The sequence below is a fragment of the Kitasatospora sp. NPDC127060 genome (assembly GCF_042724935.1).
In the GTDB taxonomy this organism is placed as follows: Bacteria; Actinomycetota; Actinomycetes; order Streptomycetales; family Streptomycetaceae; genus Kitasatospora.
Window position 1 is genome coordinate 1 of sequence record NZ_JBHXEG010000046.1, and the last position, 13,701, is coordinate 13,701.

Sequence of the window (13,701 nt, forward strand, 5' to 3'; positions counted from 1 at the left end):
GCCCGCACCCTGGCCCCGCTACGGTAGATGCTCCTCGGGCAGGAGTAGCTGCAGCGCCACGGCCGCCCGCCGCCGCACGGCGGTGCGGCGGCCGTCCGTCTCGTTCGGGGCGGTTCTGCGGGGCGCTCAGCCCTCCTGCGGGGCGTACAGGGCCGCCGTCGTCCTCGGGTTCAGCAGCGAGCCGATGCCCACCAGGCCGAGCAGGCCGACCAGCACGCCGACGGCGACCATCGCGCCGCCGCTCTGGACCATGTAGTAAGCGACCGGCAGGCAGATCGAGTTGGTCAGCACGGCCGGGCTGCGGCCCCAGCGGCGCTCCTTGAGCAGCGCGCGGGCGGCCAGTATCGGCAGCACCCCGAGCAGCACGATGACCAGGCCGCCGAACTCGTTCAGGGCCAGCTGCTTGGCCTGGCCGGACAGCGCGGACACCATGTCCGAGACGCCGACGACGGCCAGCGCGGCGCCCTCCAGAGCGGTGATGGCGGCGCCCAGGGTGAGCGGGACCGGGCGGGCGGGTGCGGGGGCGGAGGTTTCTGCGGTCACTCCAGCAGGGTAGCCGCCGGTCGGTCCGTACCGCCCCGTAGGCTTTCCCCATGCGCGCTCTCCTGGTCGTGAACCACAAGGCCACCACCACCAGTGGCCGGACCAGGGACGTACTGATCCACGCCCTGCGCAGTGACCTCAAGCTGGACGTCGCCGAGACGCAGTACCGGGGCCACGCGCGCGACCTGGCCCGGGACGCGGCGCAGGACGGCACGGTCGACCTGGTGGTGGCGCTCGGCGGGGACGGCACCGTCAACGAGGTGGTGAACGGGCTGCTGACACAGGGCCCGGGCGAGAAGGTCCCGCGACTGGCCGTGGTGCCGGGCGGTTCGACCAATGTCTTCGCCCGCGCGCTGGGCCTGCCGAACGACCCGGTGGAGGCCACCGGCGCCCTGCTGAACGCGCTGGAGCAGGGGCGCGAGCGGCCGATCGGACTGGGCAAGGCGATGACCGACGGGCTGCCGGACCGCTGGTTCACCTTCACCGCCGGCCTCGGCTTCGACGCCGGGGTGGTCGGCCGGGTCGAGGAGCAGCGACGGGCCGGGCGCAGGTCCACCCACGCCCTGTACGTCGGGCAGGCCGTCCGGCACTACCTCACCCAGCGTGAGCAACGCCGATCGGGCCCGGTGGCCCTGGAGATTCCGGGCCACGAGGCCGTTCCGGGCCTGGCGTTGACGATAGTCAGCAACACCTCGCCGTGGACGTTCCTCGGCAACCGTCCGGTCTACCCCTCACCGCTCGCCTCCTTCGACACGGATCTGGACGTCTTCGGGATCACCCGTATGACGGCGTTCGGTACCGCTCGAACGATCCGTCAGATCCTGCGGTCGTACGCGCCTTCGAGCGACGGCGCCCCGCCGTCCGGGCCGTCCGGGAAGCACGTCGTCTCCTATCACGACGTCAGACACTTCACCTTGGTTTCCCAGGAACCCGCCCCGTTCCAGGTGGACGGGGACCATCTTGGAGACCGGAGTCGCGTCAGTTTCACAGGCGTTCGGCGGGCACTGCGTGTGATTGTGTGACCGGAAGTGGGCTTCGCCCTTCTTCTCGAACGCACAAGCCCCCTTCACTCCATAGAAGTACTGGCTGTGAGCTAGGCGACACCGAAGAATCAAAAATTCCTCCCCGAAGGGGGTTGTATCCGAGCCCGAGGTTTGCGAACCTCTACATGGCGATCGGGACACATCGCAGCGACGGCGACTCCGGAACCGCAGGAGCACCGACCGCGGGGTGTCCCTCGAATCGCCGAATCCCCCCCAGCACAGACCACCCGGGCCCGGTAGGCCTTTGGTCTCTTTTGTTGTTGTGGGATTCGTGAAAGCGTTCACATTCACAAGCCATTCGATTATGCCGATCGGGCCACCCCCCGCGGCAGGAGGAGTTGGACGACCATGGACTGGCGCCACCGCGCTGTCTGCCGCGAAGAGGACCCCGAGCTGTTCTTCCCGATCGGGAACACCGGTCCTGCTCTGCTGCAGATCGAGGAAGCCAAGGCCGTGTGCCGCCGCTGTCCGGTGATGGAGCAGTGCCTCCAGTGGGCTCTCGAAACCGGCCAGGACGCCGGCGTCTGGGGCGGCATGAGCGAGGACGAGCGTCGCGCGATGAAGCGCCGTGCCGCCCGCAACCGCGCCCGCACCGCCTGATCAGCAGCATCCGGTCACACGCCGTAGTACCAGCAGTAACCGCAGGACCGCTCCACAACCGATCAACACATGATCAAAGGCTTCCCTGCACCTCCTGGTGAAGCCTTCCGCACCAAGGGCCTTGCTCAGCGAGGTCCCGCGACACCGGACCGTCCAGCCACTTGATACTGTTCACTTAGAGCAATACTGTGGAGCTATGGCGCTCACCGTGTGCAACGCACATGCGAGGTGTCGCACCACCCAGAGCCCCCGTTCCGGCCGACTCCCCCCGACGGCCGGAACGGGTTGAGAGGCCCTGTCGACCCACCCCCCCCGGTCGACAGGGCCTCGTTTCTGTTTCCGCGCCCGGACGTTCCGCGCGCCGACGTGCACCCCGACGTTCCGCTCCCCGGGACGTTCCGCACGCCGGCCTTCCGCCGCCGACGTTCCGCGCGCCGGCCTTCCGCCCGCCGACGTTCCGCGCGCCGGCCTTCCGCGCGCCGACGTTTCCGCACCCCGGCGCACGGGGCGTCCACCCGGCGCTTCCGCCAGACGCACGCCCCTGTCACGCAACCCAGTGCGCCAAGAACTCAGCGGACCGGGATCTCCAGGATCACCTTGGTACCGCCGTTCGGACCGGCCACCATGTCGAAGGTCCCACCCAACTCGCCGGTGGCCAGCGTCCGGACGATCTGCAGCCCGAGGTTGCCGGCCGTCTTCGGGTCGAAGCCCTCCGGCATGCCCCGGCCGTCGTCCTGCACGGTGATCAGCAGGTACTCCTCCGGCCGGGCACCGCCGTTCCAGCTGTCCGACCAGCCCTTGCCGGTCGCCGGCGCCCGGCCGCGCAGCGCGCTCACCTCCAGGTTCCCGGAGGCCGTCGGGCCGAAGGCGTGTTCCAGGGCGTTCTGCAGCAGCTCGGTCAGCACCATCGACAGCGGGGTGGCCACCTCGGCGGAGAGGATGCCGAAGCTGCCGCTGCGGCGGGTCGCCACCCGGCCGTCCTGGGACAGCTCCATCACCATCGCCAGCACCCGGTCGGCGATCTCGTCGAAGGCCACCTGCTCGTCCAACGCCTGGGAGAGCGTCTCGTGCACGATCGCGATCGAGCCGACCCGGCGCACCGCCTCGTCCAGCGCGGCCCGGCCGGACTCGGACTCCATCCGGCGGGACTGCAGTCGCAGCAGGGCCGCGACGGTCTGCAGGTTGTTCTTCACCCGGTGGTGGATCTCCCGGATGGTGGCGTCCTTGGTCATCAGTTCGCGGTCGCGGCGGCGCAGCTCGGTGACGTCCCGGCAGAGCACCAGCGAACCGGTCAGCGTGCCCTTGGGCTTGAGCGGGATCGCCCGCAGGGTCACCACTCCCCCCTGGACCTCGACCTCGGTCTGGCGCGGCGCCCAGCCGCTGGCCAGCTTCACCAGCGCCTCGTGCACGGCCGCGCGGGAGGGCGGGACGAGCTCGGCGGTGGCCCGGCCCAGGTGGCTGCCGACCAGGTCGGTGGTGAGGCCGAGCCGGTGGTAGGCGGAGAGCGCGTTGGGGCTGGCGTAGGTGACGATGCCGTCCGCGTCCAGCCGGATCAGGCCGTCGCCGACCCGGGGCGCGGCGTCCATGTCGGCCTGCTCGACGCCGGGGTACGGGAAGCTGCCGGCCGCGATCATCTGGGCCAGGTCGGACGCGCTCTGCAGGTAGGTGAGCTCCAGCCGGCTGGGGGTGCGCACGGTCAGCAGGTTGGTGTTGCGGGCGATCACCCCGAGCACCTTGCCCTCGCGCCGGACCGGGATCGACTCGACCCGGACCGGGACCTCCTCGCGCCACTCCGGGTCGCCCTCGCGCACGATCCGCCCCTCGTCGAAGGCTGCGTCCAGCAGCGGGCGGCGCCCGCGCGGGACGAGGTGGCCGACCATGTCGTCCTGGTAGGAGGTGGGCCCGGTGTTGGGCCGCATCTGGGCCACCGAGACGTAGCGGATGCCGTCCCAGGTGGGGATCCACAGCACCAGGTCGGCGAAGGAGAGGTCGGAGAGCAGCTGCCACTCCGAGACCAGCATGTGGAGCCATTCCACGTCGGCCCCGGTCAGGGTGGTGTGGCGGCGGACGAGTTCGTTCAACGAGGGCACATGGCGAGGGTAGCGCCGCCGGTCGGCGGCCGGCTCGGCGGACCGTGTGGTGGCGATGGATGACCGTCCGGAGTTGTTTAGACCAATCTGCCGGGCGGCCTGGACAACCCAGATTGGTCTAGTCCACAATGGAAGGGCACCAAGGAGAGGCCCCCGCGCAACTGCCCTGACCGCGCGCGGCTTCTCCTCGGTCGGACGCCGCCGAACGAGGACCCCGCACAGTTCTCGATCGACACCGGCGACCGACGACAGCTCCGGGCTGCGGTGCCGCATGGGTTGAGGGTCCCGTGTCGGCGCCGTGGCCCGTAGTGCTTTCCGGGCCGTGCCCCTTCCGGCCCTCCCCTCCCCCGAAGCCACGTTCCGCCGCTCAGCGGTCCGGCCCCCTGTCCACAGCCTGTGGACAGGGGACCGGACCCGTTCCCGCCGAGCGGGCGGGTCATCAGCGCGTCTCGGTGACCTTGGCGAGGGCGCGTGGGGCGTCCGGGTCCTGGCCGCGGGCGATGGTGACCTCGTAGGCCAGCTGCTGCAGCGGCAGGATCTCCAGGATCGGCTGGACCTCCTCGGGCACCCCGGCGGGCAGCGCGAAGCCCGCTGAGGCGGCGTCCACCTGGGCCTGCTGGCCGATCACCACGAGGTCGGCGCCGCGGCCGCGCAGCCGGTCCAGCACCGGCTGGAGGGCCTCACCGCCCTTGCCCTCCGGGACGATCGCGATCACCGGCGAGACGTTGTCCACCATGGCCAGCGGGCCGTGCAGCAGGTCGGCACCGGAGAACGGGGTGGCCGGGATGTACGTGGTCTCCATCAGCTTGAGCGCCGCCTCGCGGGCGGTCGGGTAGCCGTAGCCGCGCGAGGTGATGACCAGCCGCTGGGCGAAGCGGTAGCGCTCGGCCAGCGCCCTCACCTCGGCCTGGCGGGACAGCACCCCGGCGGCCAGGGCCGGCAGCTCCTTGGCGGCCGAGCCGTCCCCGCCGCGCAGGCCCTCGACCAGCAGGTAGAGGGCGAGCAGCTCGGCGGTGTAGGTCTTGGTGGCCGGCAGCGCCTTCTCCGGGCCGGCCAGCACGTCGATGTGGAACTCGGAGACCTCGGCGAGCGGGGAGTCGGGGTTGTTGGTGACGGCGAGGGTGATCGCCCCGGCCTCGCGGGCGGCCTTGGTGGAGGCGACCAGGTCCGGCGAGCCGCCGGACTGGCTGACCGTGATCACCAGGACGTCGGTGAGGTCAGGCTTGGCGCCGTAGGCGGTGGTGGTGGACATCGAGGTCAGGCCGGCCGGCTTGCCGAGCAGGATCTCGATCAGGTACTTGGCGTAGAGCGCCGCGTTGTCGGACGTGCCGCGTGCGGTCAGCAGGACGAAGCGCGGGCTGCGGGCGGCGATCCCGGCCGCGATCTCGCGGATCTTCGGCGCCCCCTCGTCGAGGATGCGCCGGAGGACGGCCGGCTGCTCGGCCATCTCCGCCGCCATGATCCGGCCGGGGACGGAAACAGTCTGCGGGTCGGACATCTGGGTTGCCTCCGATGAGATGGGTCGACCCCGCCCGGGCGGGTTGCCCGGCGGGGACCTCTACGGCGGCGAGTCCGCACACTCGCTGCGGTTCCTGCTGCGCAATCCTACGAGCGCGCCCCTGGCGCGGCACCCCCGGCCGGCTCCCGGCCCGCCCCGCCCGGAGACGGGCGGAAGCGGTGTGACGGGGGTGCGACGGAGGCGGTGCGGCGGGGCGGACCGGGCGTCAGGACGGGTTGTTGATCAGCTGGTCGATCGCGGCGTCGGCGTCCTTGGTGGCCTGGTCCACGGACTTGCCCTTGAGGATCGCGGTCAGCATGTCGGGAATGATCTTCTGCTTCTCCACCGCGCCCCAGCCGGGGGCCAGCGGGGTGAACCAGGCGTCCGGGACGGCGTTGGCCGCGGCGGCGGTGGTGGGCTTGTTCTTCAGCGGGTTCAGCTGGGTGAGGTTGTTCGGCAGGATGTCCTTGTCGGCCAGCGCCTGTTCGGACTTGGTGCTGGTGAACATCCGGATCCAGTCGGTGGCCGGCGCGACCTGCTGGGACTTGGCGGTGACGGCGAGGTCGGAACCGCCGATGAAGGTGGGCAGCGGCTTGCCGTCCGGGCCGGGCATGGTGGCGACCTTGACGGCGTCCTTGAGGGTCGGGTCGCCGGTGACCGGCGCGGTGACGCTGGCGGCCTCGTAGCCGTTGCCGTAGAAGGACGCGGCGTGCCCGCGCGCCATCGACTCGAACTGGTTCTGCTCGTTCTGCGTCAGGTCGCCCTTGTTGTACTTGCGGACCAGGTCGGCGAAGTGGCTGATGCCCTGCTGGGACTTGGCGTCGTGCAGGGTGCCGTGCCAGTTGCCGGAGCTGTCGAACTTGGCGATGCTGCCGCCGTACGCGGCCACGTAGCTCATCGCGGCGTACCAGTACGGGCCGGGCAGGTAGAGCGGCGAGAAGGTCCTGTCCGACTTGTTCTTGTCGGCGATCTTGTCCAGCGCGGTCAGCAGTTCGGTCTCGGTCCTGGGGAACTCCGCGCTGCCGGTGGCCTGTTGGAAGGAGGCGGAGTTGTAGACGGCGACCCGGGCGCCGGCGTAGTACGGCACGCACCACAGCTTGTCCTGGTACGTACAGGTGTTGGCGAGTGCCTTGACCCAGCTGTCGGAGTTGTCGAAGGTGGTGCGGTCCACCGGGGCGAGCGCGCCGGAGAGCACGTACTTCATGGTCTCGGTGTTGCCGAGCTCGACCACGTCGGGGGCGCTGCCGTCGGCGAGGGCCTTGTCGAGCTTGCCGACCTTGTCGGCCCAACCCTGGTACACCAGCTTGAGGCTGACGTTCGGGTACTTCGCCGCGAACTCGTCGTTGACCCGCTGAACGAGGTCCGGCCAGTTCTTCTGGGCGTCGTCCATCAGCCAGACGGTGACGGTGCCGCCGGCGCCCTTCGGGTCCGAGGAGGCGTTCTTGCCGTCACCCGAGGGTGAGCCGGACGAGGAACAGGCCGTCAGTCCGACCGCCAGTGCGGTGATTCCGAGCGCCGAAACGAGCTGACGCTTCTTCACGCCATCCTCCGAGGGTTGTCCAAGAACGGTGGTGCCCGCCGACAGCGTGATTGGCGCCCGCGGCGGGAGAGTCCGGGCGGGGGCGGCGAAGAGCTTCGAAGGGGGCGCGATACCACATCCGGTGAGGTTCAATTTCGAACCGGATGCATGGACTCTGGCCTAGACCAACTGTGGTGTCAACGGCCAACAGGCCATGTTGCCAAGGCCGTTGCAGAGCCGTTGTACCGCGTGGCGATCAGTCGCCGGGCCATCACCCTAAGTGGGACTTAAGGTGGATTTAAGGCCCCCTTGAGGGAGCACGGTCATCCGGCGGAAGGCCGGGCCGACACCCGGGAAACGGAACGGGCCCGCCATGCGACATGCGCATGACGGGCCCGTCGGCCGACGCCTCCCGGACCGGCCGGTGGCGTCTCTCCGCTCTCAGCTGACCGCTCCCGGCTGCCCGGTGAGCACCTCCACCGCCGCCAGCCCGCAGACCCGGGCGGCGCCGTGGGTGGCGACGTACAGCGCGCCGACCGGCTCGGACTGGGGCAGCCCCATCTCCACCACCGCGGCGTCCGGTCGGGCCGCCACCAGACGGGCCAGTGCGGCGGCCATCCAGGCGTGCCGGTGGGCATCCCGGACCACCAGCACCAGCCGGCGGCCCTCGGCGCCCGCCACCAGCTCGGCGACCAGGGCGTCCAGCAGCTCCGGCGCGGCCTCGGCGGCCGACACCTCACGGGTGCGGGTGCCCGGGAAGCGGTCGGCCAGCATGCCGGCCACGCCCCACGGGGTCACGTCGCCGACCGCGATGTTCGGCTCGTCCGAGAACGAGGCCACGTACGGGCGCTCGCTCACCGGCAGCACCTCGCGGCCCGGCGCCCGGACCACCTTCAGCGCCCGGCGCGCGGCCCGCAGGCCCACCGCGAGGTCCGGCTCGGCCTGCTCGCCCTGGGCCGCGATCCGGCCCCAACTGCCCAGCGCCCGCACCCGGTCGGCGGCGTCCGCCAGCCGCTCCTCGGTGAGCCGGCCGGAGCGCACGCCTGCCACGATGGCGTCGCGCAGCATCAGCACCGTCTCCTCGTCGGCCAGCCCGCCGCCGACGCAGATCGCGTCCGCGCCGGCCGCCAGCGCCAGCACGGTGCCCTCGCCCATGCCGAAGGTGTCGGCGATGGCGCCCATCTCGATCGCGTCGCTGACGATCAGCCCCTGGTAGCCGAGACCACCGTCGGCCGGGGCGGCCCGCAGCAGGTCGCGCAGCACGGTGGGGCTCAGGGTGGCCGGCAGCTTCGGGTCCAGCGCCGGGACCATGATGTGGGCGGTCATCACGGCCTTGGTGCCGGCCGCGATCGCGGCCTGGAACGGCACCAGGTCGCGGGCGCGCAGCACGTCCAGGTCGACGTCGATGACCGGCATGCCGTGGTGCGAGTCCACCGCGGTGTCGCCGTGGCCGGGGAAGTGCTTGGAGCAGGCGGCCACGCCGGCCGACTGCAGGCCCTCCACCCAGGCGGCGGTGTGCCGGGCGCACAGCTCCGGGTCGGCGCCGAAGGAGCGCACGCCGATGACCGGGTTGCGCGGGTTGGAGTTGACGTCCGCGGTGGGCGCCCAGTTGTAGTTGACGCCGGCCGCGGCCAGCGCCCGGCCCAGCTCGCGGGCGACGTCCCGGGTCAGCGCCGGGTCGTCGATCGCACCGAGGGCGAGGTTGCCCGGCCAGGAGGAGCCGGAGCCGGCCTCCAGCCGGGTGACGTCGCCGCTCTCCTCGTCGATCGCGATCAGGAGGTCCGGGTTCTCCGCGCGCAGCGAGCCGGTGAGGGCGGAGAGCTGGTCGAGGTCGACCACGTTGCGGTCGAACAGCGCGACCGAGCCTAGGCCGGCGGCCAGGTGGCGGCGCAGCCAGGCGGGCGGCTCGGTGCCGACGAAGCCGGGCTGCAGGACGGTCAGGGCGTCCCGGTGGAGCTGGTCGCTGTCCGGGACGGTGGGAACGAGGATGCTCACGGTGGCTCAGCCCTTCACGGCGCCGTCGGTCAGACCGCCGACCGCCTTGCGCTGCAGGAAGACGAAAAGGATCAGCACGGGGACGGCGAACATCGTGGAGGCCGCCATGGTCGCGCCCCAGTCGTTGCCGAAGGCCGTCTTGAAGGAGGACAGCCACAGCGGGAGGGTCTTGCCCTCCTCCTTGTTGACGATCAGGACGAGCGGGAACTCGTTCCAGGCCGTGATGAAGCCGAACAGCGAGGTCGACATCAGGCCGGGCGCCAGCAGTGGGAAGATCACCTTCACGAAGGCCTGGGTGCGGGTGCAGCCGTCCACCATGGCCGACTCCTCCAGCTCCTTCGGCACCGCGGCGATGAAGCCGCGCAGCGTCCAGATGGTGAAGGGCAGGACCATCATCATGTAGAAGAACGTCAGCGGCAGCAGGCTGTTCAGCATGTCGTTGTCGCGCGAGATCATGTAGACCGCGATGGTCATGACCTCCCAGGGGGCCATCTGCGCCAGCATGATGACCAGCACGAAGGCCTTGCGGCCGCGGAACTTCATCCGGGCGATGGCGAAGGCCGCCAGGGTCGCGATCACCAGCGAGATCAGCACCGCGCCGACGGTGACGGTGACGCTGTTGGTGACGTACGTCCAGAAGTCCGGGGCGTTCACCGCGGTGGTGAAGTGGTCGAACGTCGCGTCGAAGGGAACGAAGACCGGCGTCTTGCTGATGATGTCGCGGTCCTGCTTGAACGCGGTCGCGATCATCCAGTAGACGGGGAAGATGAAGAAGACGATGAGGACGACCGCGATCACGTTCGGCCAGGTACGTCCGAAGAGAGAGCGCCTCACAGCTCGTCCTCCTGCTTGATCATGATGCGAAAGTAGTACGCCATCAGCACGCCCAGCATCAGGATGGTGAGCACCGCGATCGCGGCGCCGACGCCGTAGTGCTGGCTGCCCGAGCCCTCCAGGAAGGCGTGCACGGGCAGGGTGCGGGTCAGCTTCTCGGGGCCGCCGCCGTTGATCGCGTAGACCTGGGTGAAGGACTTGAACACCCAGATGACCTCGAGGAAGGTCGTGGCCAGGAAGAACGGCTTCAGGTTGGGGAAGATCACCGAGCTGAAGATCTTCGAGGAGCCGGCGCCGTCCATCCGGGCGGCCTCGTAGAGCTCCTTGGGGATGGTGGTCAGGCCGGCGTACATGTTGAACGCCACGAACGGGATCGACATCCAGACGATCAGCAGGATGACGACGAAGAAGGTGGAGTACTCGTCGCTCATCCAGTTGTAGTCGGCCATCGAGTGCCAACCCAGCTTGTCCAGGAACCAGTTGACGACGCCCCACTGCTCGTCGAACAGCCAGGTGTAGACGGTGGTCGCGGCGACGACGGGCATCGCCCAGGCCATCAGCAGCGCGATCGACAGCGCCAGGCGCATCTTCTTGCCGAGGTTGTTGAGCAGCAGGCCGATCAGGGTGCCGCCGACCATGATCAGCACCACGTTGATCAGGGTGAAGGCGACGGTGCGACCGGTGACCGACCAGAACTCCGGGTCGGACAGCTGCTCCTTGTAGTTGTCGAACCCCGTCCACTCGGTCAGGTGCATCACCAGCTGGCGCCGGTTGAGGTTCTGGAACGACAGCAGGACGGTCTTCAGCAGCGGCCAGCCCAGCAGGACGATGGTCGCCACGATGGCCGGCAGCAGCAGCAGGTACGGGGCGAGGCGGGCACCCAGGCCGGGGCCGCCCGCGGATCTGGTGCGCTTCGGCGCGGCGCCCTCGGCCCCGCCGCCGGTGGCACTGGTGTCAATCTCGGCCACAACAGCCTTCCCTGACTCCGGGGACTGTGTCTGCACCCGCTCCGAATGCACAGCCATCGTTCTCACTTCCTCACAACCCGGCCACGACGGACAGGCGCCGCCCACCGACCCCCCGCCGGGGGCCGGTGAGCGACGCCGCTCAATCCCTTAGTTCTTCTCGTTGAGCCGCTTGGCGATCTCGTCGTCGTACTTCTTCGCGGTGGCCGCGTAGTCGCCGCCCTGCAGGGCCGCGGTCAGGAAGTCCTTGATCGGGTTCGGCTTGTTCTCGACACTGGCCCAGTTCGGGGTGTTCGGGGTGATCCCGCCGACCGCGGCGGCCGTCTGGGCGGCCTTCGCGAAGTCACCGGTGAGCTGGCTGTTCAGCGCGGCCTTGTTCGGGATGTTGCCGGCCGCGGCGACCAGGCCCTCGTTCTTGTCGTTGAGGGCGATCTTCAGGAAGTCCTTCGCCATGTCGGTGTTCTTGCTCTGCGCGGCGATCGCGAGGTTCGAGCCGCCGAGGAACACGCCGGAGGGCTTGTCGGCGGTCTTGCCCGGGATCGGGAAGAAGCCGATCTTGTCCTTCGACAGGTCCTTCTCGTCCGGGAGCTCCCAGCCGAGGGCGATCATGGTGCCGACGTTGCCCTTGGCGAAGACGTCCTTCTGCTGCGGGGTGGCCTCGTCCTTGTCCTTCGGACCGGTGGCCGAGTAGCTCTGCAGCTTCTGGTAGGTCTGGAACGCGGCCTTCGCCTCGGGGGACTCCAGGCCGCCGACCCACTTGTCGCCGTCCTTCTTGGCGATCTTGCCACCCTCACCGGTGAGCAGACCGAAGTAGGTGTACCACTCCTGGCCCGGCAGGTAGATCGGGTCGGTGACGCCCTGGGTGGCCTTCAGCTTGTCCAGGTCGCCGTAGAACTCGTCCAGGGTCTTCGGCGTGTCGGTCAGGCCGGCGGCCTTCCAGAGGTCCTTGTTGTAGGCGACCACGCGGTTGGAGACCCACCACGGGGCGGCGTACTGCTTGCCGTCCAGGATCGCGGCCTCGTTCTGGTTGGCGGCCCAACCGTCGCCGCCCAGCGCGGACTTGTCCTTGGTGATGTCCAGCAGGCCGCCGGTGGAGGCGTAGCCGGCGGTCTGGGTGTTGCCGATCTCCAGGACGTCGACCGAGCCCTCGGACAGCGCGGCGGTGACCTTCGGGCCGATGTCGGTCCACTCCTGGGTCTGGAAGTCGACCTTGGAGCCCGGGTAGGTGGTCTCGAACTCGGTCTTGACCGCGTCGGTCCAGCCCTTGGGGGCCGAGCCGGTCATCGTCCAGACCTTGAGCGTCTTGCCCTTGTACTTGTCGGCCGCGTTGGAGGACGACGACGAGCCGCCGTCGCTCTTCTTGCCGTCCGAGCCACAAGCCGCGAGACCGACGACCATTGCTGCGACGCCGACCGCCGCGATGAGCTGACGCTTCACGCCATCCTCCTGAGGGATGCCTGGGTTACCCCCGTCGGGCGGCAGCGGCAGACCCGCGCAAAGCGGGAGGAAAAGGTGCCGCGGACCCCTTCGAGCGGGTGGGGGGATTCATCGTTACCGGCCTAGTGGTGTAGACCAGATGCCTGGAGCTTGGCCTAGACCAATGGGACTGTCAACGGCTGTCCGACCGATCTCGACCACCCGTTATCAAGCCGACACCGCACATCGTTCATCGCGTGATGAGGTATTCGTTCCGTAGCCATACATGCAACGATGTGGTCCGTTAACGATGTGGCGGGGCGGTAGAAGGCCCCGCGAGAAGCGGGAGAACAGGTCCGATGAGCAGCGACGGGGGATCCACCGCCCAGGCCGACGACCCCGAGGTGAAGAACCTCCCGACGCAGGCCGGCACCGACCCGACCGCGCGCGTCCCCAAGTACTACGGCCTCAAGCGCCACCTCCTCCAGCTCACCGAGACCCAGCCCGCGGGCACCCCGGTCCCGCCCGAGCGCGCGCTGGCCGCCCAGTTCGACACCTCGCGCACCACCGTCCGCCAGGCCCTGCAGGAACTGGTCGTCGAGGGCCGGCTGGAGCGCATCCAGGGCAAGGGCACCTTCGTGGCCAAGCCCAAGGTCGCCCAGGCCCTGCAACTCACCTCCTACACGGAGGACATGCGCGCCCAGGGCCTGGAGCCCACCTCCCGGCTGATCGAGATCGGCTACATCACCGCCGACGACCGGCTCGCCCCGCTGCTGGACATCAAGCCCGGCGGCCGGGTGCTGCGGATCGAACGGCTGCGGCTGGCCAACGGCGACCCGATGGCCATCGAGGTCGCCCACCTCTCCGCCAAGCGCTTCCCCGCGCTGCGGCGCAACCTCGCCAAGCACAACTCGCTGTACGCGGCGCTGCGCGAGGTCTACGGGGTCACCGTGGCCGAGGCCGAGGAGACCATCGAGACCACCCTCGCCAACCCGCGCGAGGCCGGGCTGCTCGGCTCCGACCTCGGCCTGCCGATGCTCCAGCTCTCCCGGCACTCCTTCGACGCGGACGGCGACCCGGTCGAGTGGGTGCGCTCCATCTACCGCGGCGACCGCTACAAGTTCATCACCCGGCTGAAGCGTCCGGAGTGACCGGAAGCGCCCGGAACCACCGGGCGCCCCCGCTCACCACGGGCACC

The 13,701-nt window shown here is 69.9% G+C and carries 11 protein-coding genes; 3 read left to right on the forward strand and 8 right to left on the reverse strand.

Annotation, left to right across the window (positions count from 1 at the left end):
- Nucleotides 1-126: 126 nt before the first annotated feature.
- Entirely contained in the window at nucleotides 127-543 is a 417-nt protein-coding gene (locus tag ACFWIS_RS23835) for a hypothetical protein (RefSeq protein ID WP_380459152.1), read from the reverse strand.
- Nucleotides 544-593: 50 nt separating this feature from the next.
- Here ACFWIS_RS23835 and ACFWIS_RS23840 point away from each other — a divergent pair, with 50 nt between their 5' ends.
- Both ACFWIS_RS23840 and ACFWIS_RS23845 read left to right on the forward strand, forming a co-directional pair.
- The gene (locus ACFWIS_RS23840) at nucleotides 594-1,565 is read left to right on the forward strand and encodes a diacylglycerol/lipid kinase family protein (protein WP_380459149.1); all 972 of its coding nucleotides are present in this window, start codon (nucleotides 594-596) and stop codon (nucleotides 1,563-1,565) included.
- 369 nt (nucleotides 1,566-1,934) lie between these two features.
- Nucleotides 1,935-2,186: a WhiB family transcriptional regulator gene (locus ACFWIS_RS23845; protein ID WP_014138019.1), complete on the forward strand. Its 252-nt coding sequence runs from the start codon at nucleotides 1,935-1,937 to the stop codon at nucleotides 2,184-2,186.
- A gap of 569 nt (nucleotides 2,187-2,755) precedes the next feature.
- Here the strand turns inward: ACFWIS_RS23845 and ACFWIS_RS23850 are convergent.
- The 7 genes from ACFWIS_RS23850 to ACFWIS_RS23880 form a co-directional block, all read right to left on the reverse strand.
- Nucleotides 2,756-4,276, reverse strand: a complete 1,521-nt coding sequence (locus tag ACFWIS_RS23850; RefSeq protein ID WP_380459147.1) for a sensor histidine kinase — start codon at nucleotides 4,274-4,276, stop codon at nucleotides 2,756-2,758.
- Nucleotides 4,277-4,715: 439 nt separating this feature from the next.
- Complete coding sequence (locus ACFWIS_RS23855) at nucleotides 4,716-5,774, reverse strand: SIS domain-containing protein (RefSeq protein ID WP_380459144.1); 1,059 nt, start codon at nucleotides 5,772-5,774, stop codon at nucleotides 4,716-4,718.
- Between the two features lie 226 nt (nucleotides 5,775-6,000).
- Nucleotides 6,001-7,314, reverse strand: coding sequence for an extracellular solute-binding protein (locus ACFWIS_RS23860; protein ID WP_380459141.1), 1,314 nt, complete (start codon nucleotides 7,312-7,314; stop codon nucleotides 6,001-6,003).
- Nucleotides 7,315-7,734: 420 nt separating this feature from the next.
- Nucleotides 7,735-9,288, reverse strand: coding sequence for a glycoside hydrolase family 3 protein (locus ACFWIS_RS23865; protein ID WP_380459139.1), 1,554 nt, complete (start codon nucleotides 9,286-9,288; stop codon nucleotides 7,735-7,737).
- Nucleotides 9,289-9,294: 6 nt separating this feature from the next.
- Nucleotides 9,295-10,122, reverse strand: a complete 828-nt coding sequence (locus ACFWIS_RS23870) for a carbohydrate ABC transporter permease (protein ID WP_380459136.1) — start codon at nucleotides 10,120-10,122, stop codon at nucleotides 9,295-9,297.
- Complete coding sequence (locus tag ACFWIS_RS23875; RefSeq protein WP_380459133.1) at nucleotides 10,119-11,147, reverse strand: carbohydrate ABC transporter permease; 1,029 nt, start codon at nucleotides 11,145-11,147, stop codon at nucleotides 10,119-10,121. The genes ACFWIS_RS23870 and ACFWIS_RS23875 overlap by 4 nt, the downstream gene beginning before the upstream one ends.
- Before the next feature lie 90 nt (nucleotides 11,148-11,237).
- Complete coding sequence (locus ACFWIS_RS23880; protein ID WP_380459131.1) at nucleotides 11,238-12,524, reverse strand: extracellular solute-binding protein; 1,287 nt, start codon at nucleotides 12,522-12,524, stop codon at nucleotides 11,238-11,240.
- Nucleotides 12,525-12,862: 338 nt separating this feature from the next.
- Between ACFWIS_RS23880 and ACFWIS_RS23885 the strand changes: the two genes are divergently transcribed.
- The gene (locus tag ACFWIS_RS23885; RefSeq protein WP_380459128.1) at nucleotides 12,863-13,654 is read left to right on the forward strand and encodes a GntR family transcriptional regulator; all 792 of its coding nucleotides are present in this window, start codon (nucleotides 12,863-12,865) and stop codon (nucleotides 13,652-13,654) included.
- Nucleotides 13,655-13,701: the final 47 nt, after the last annotated feature.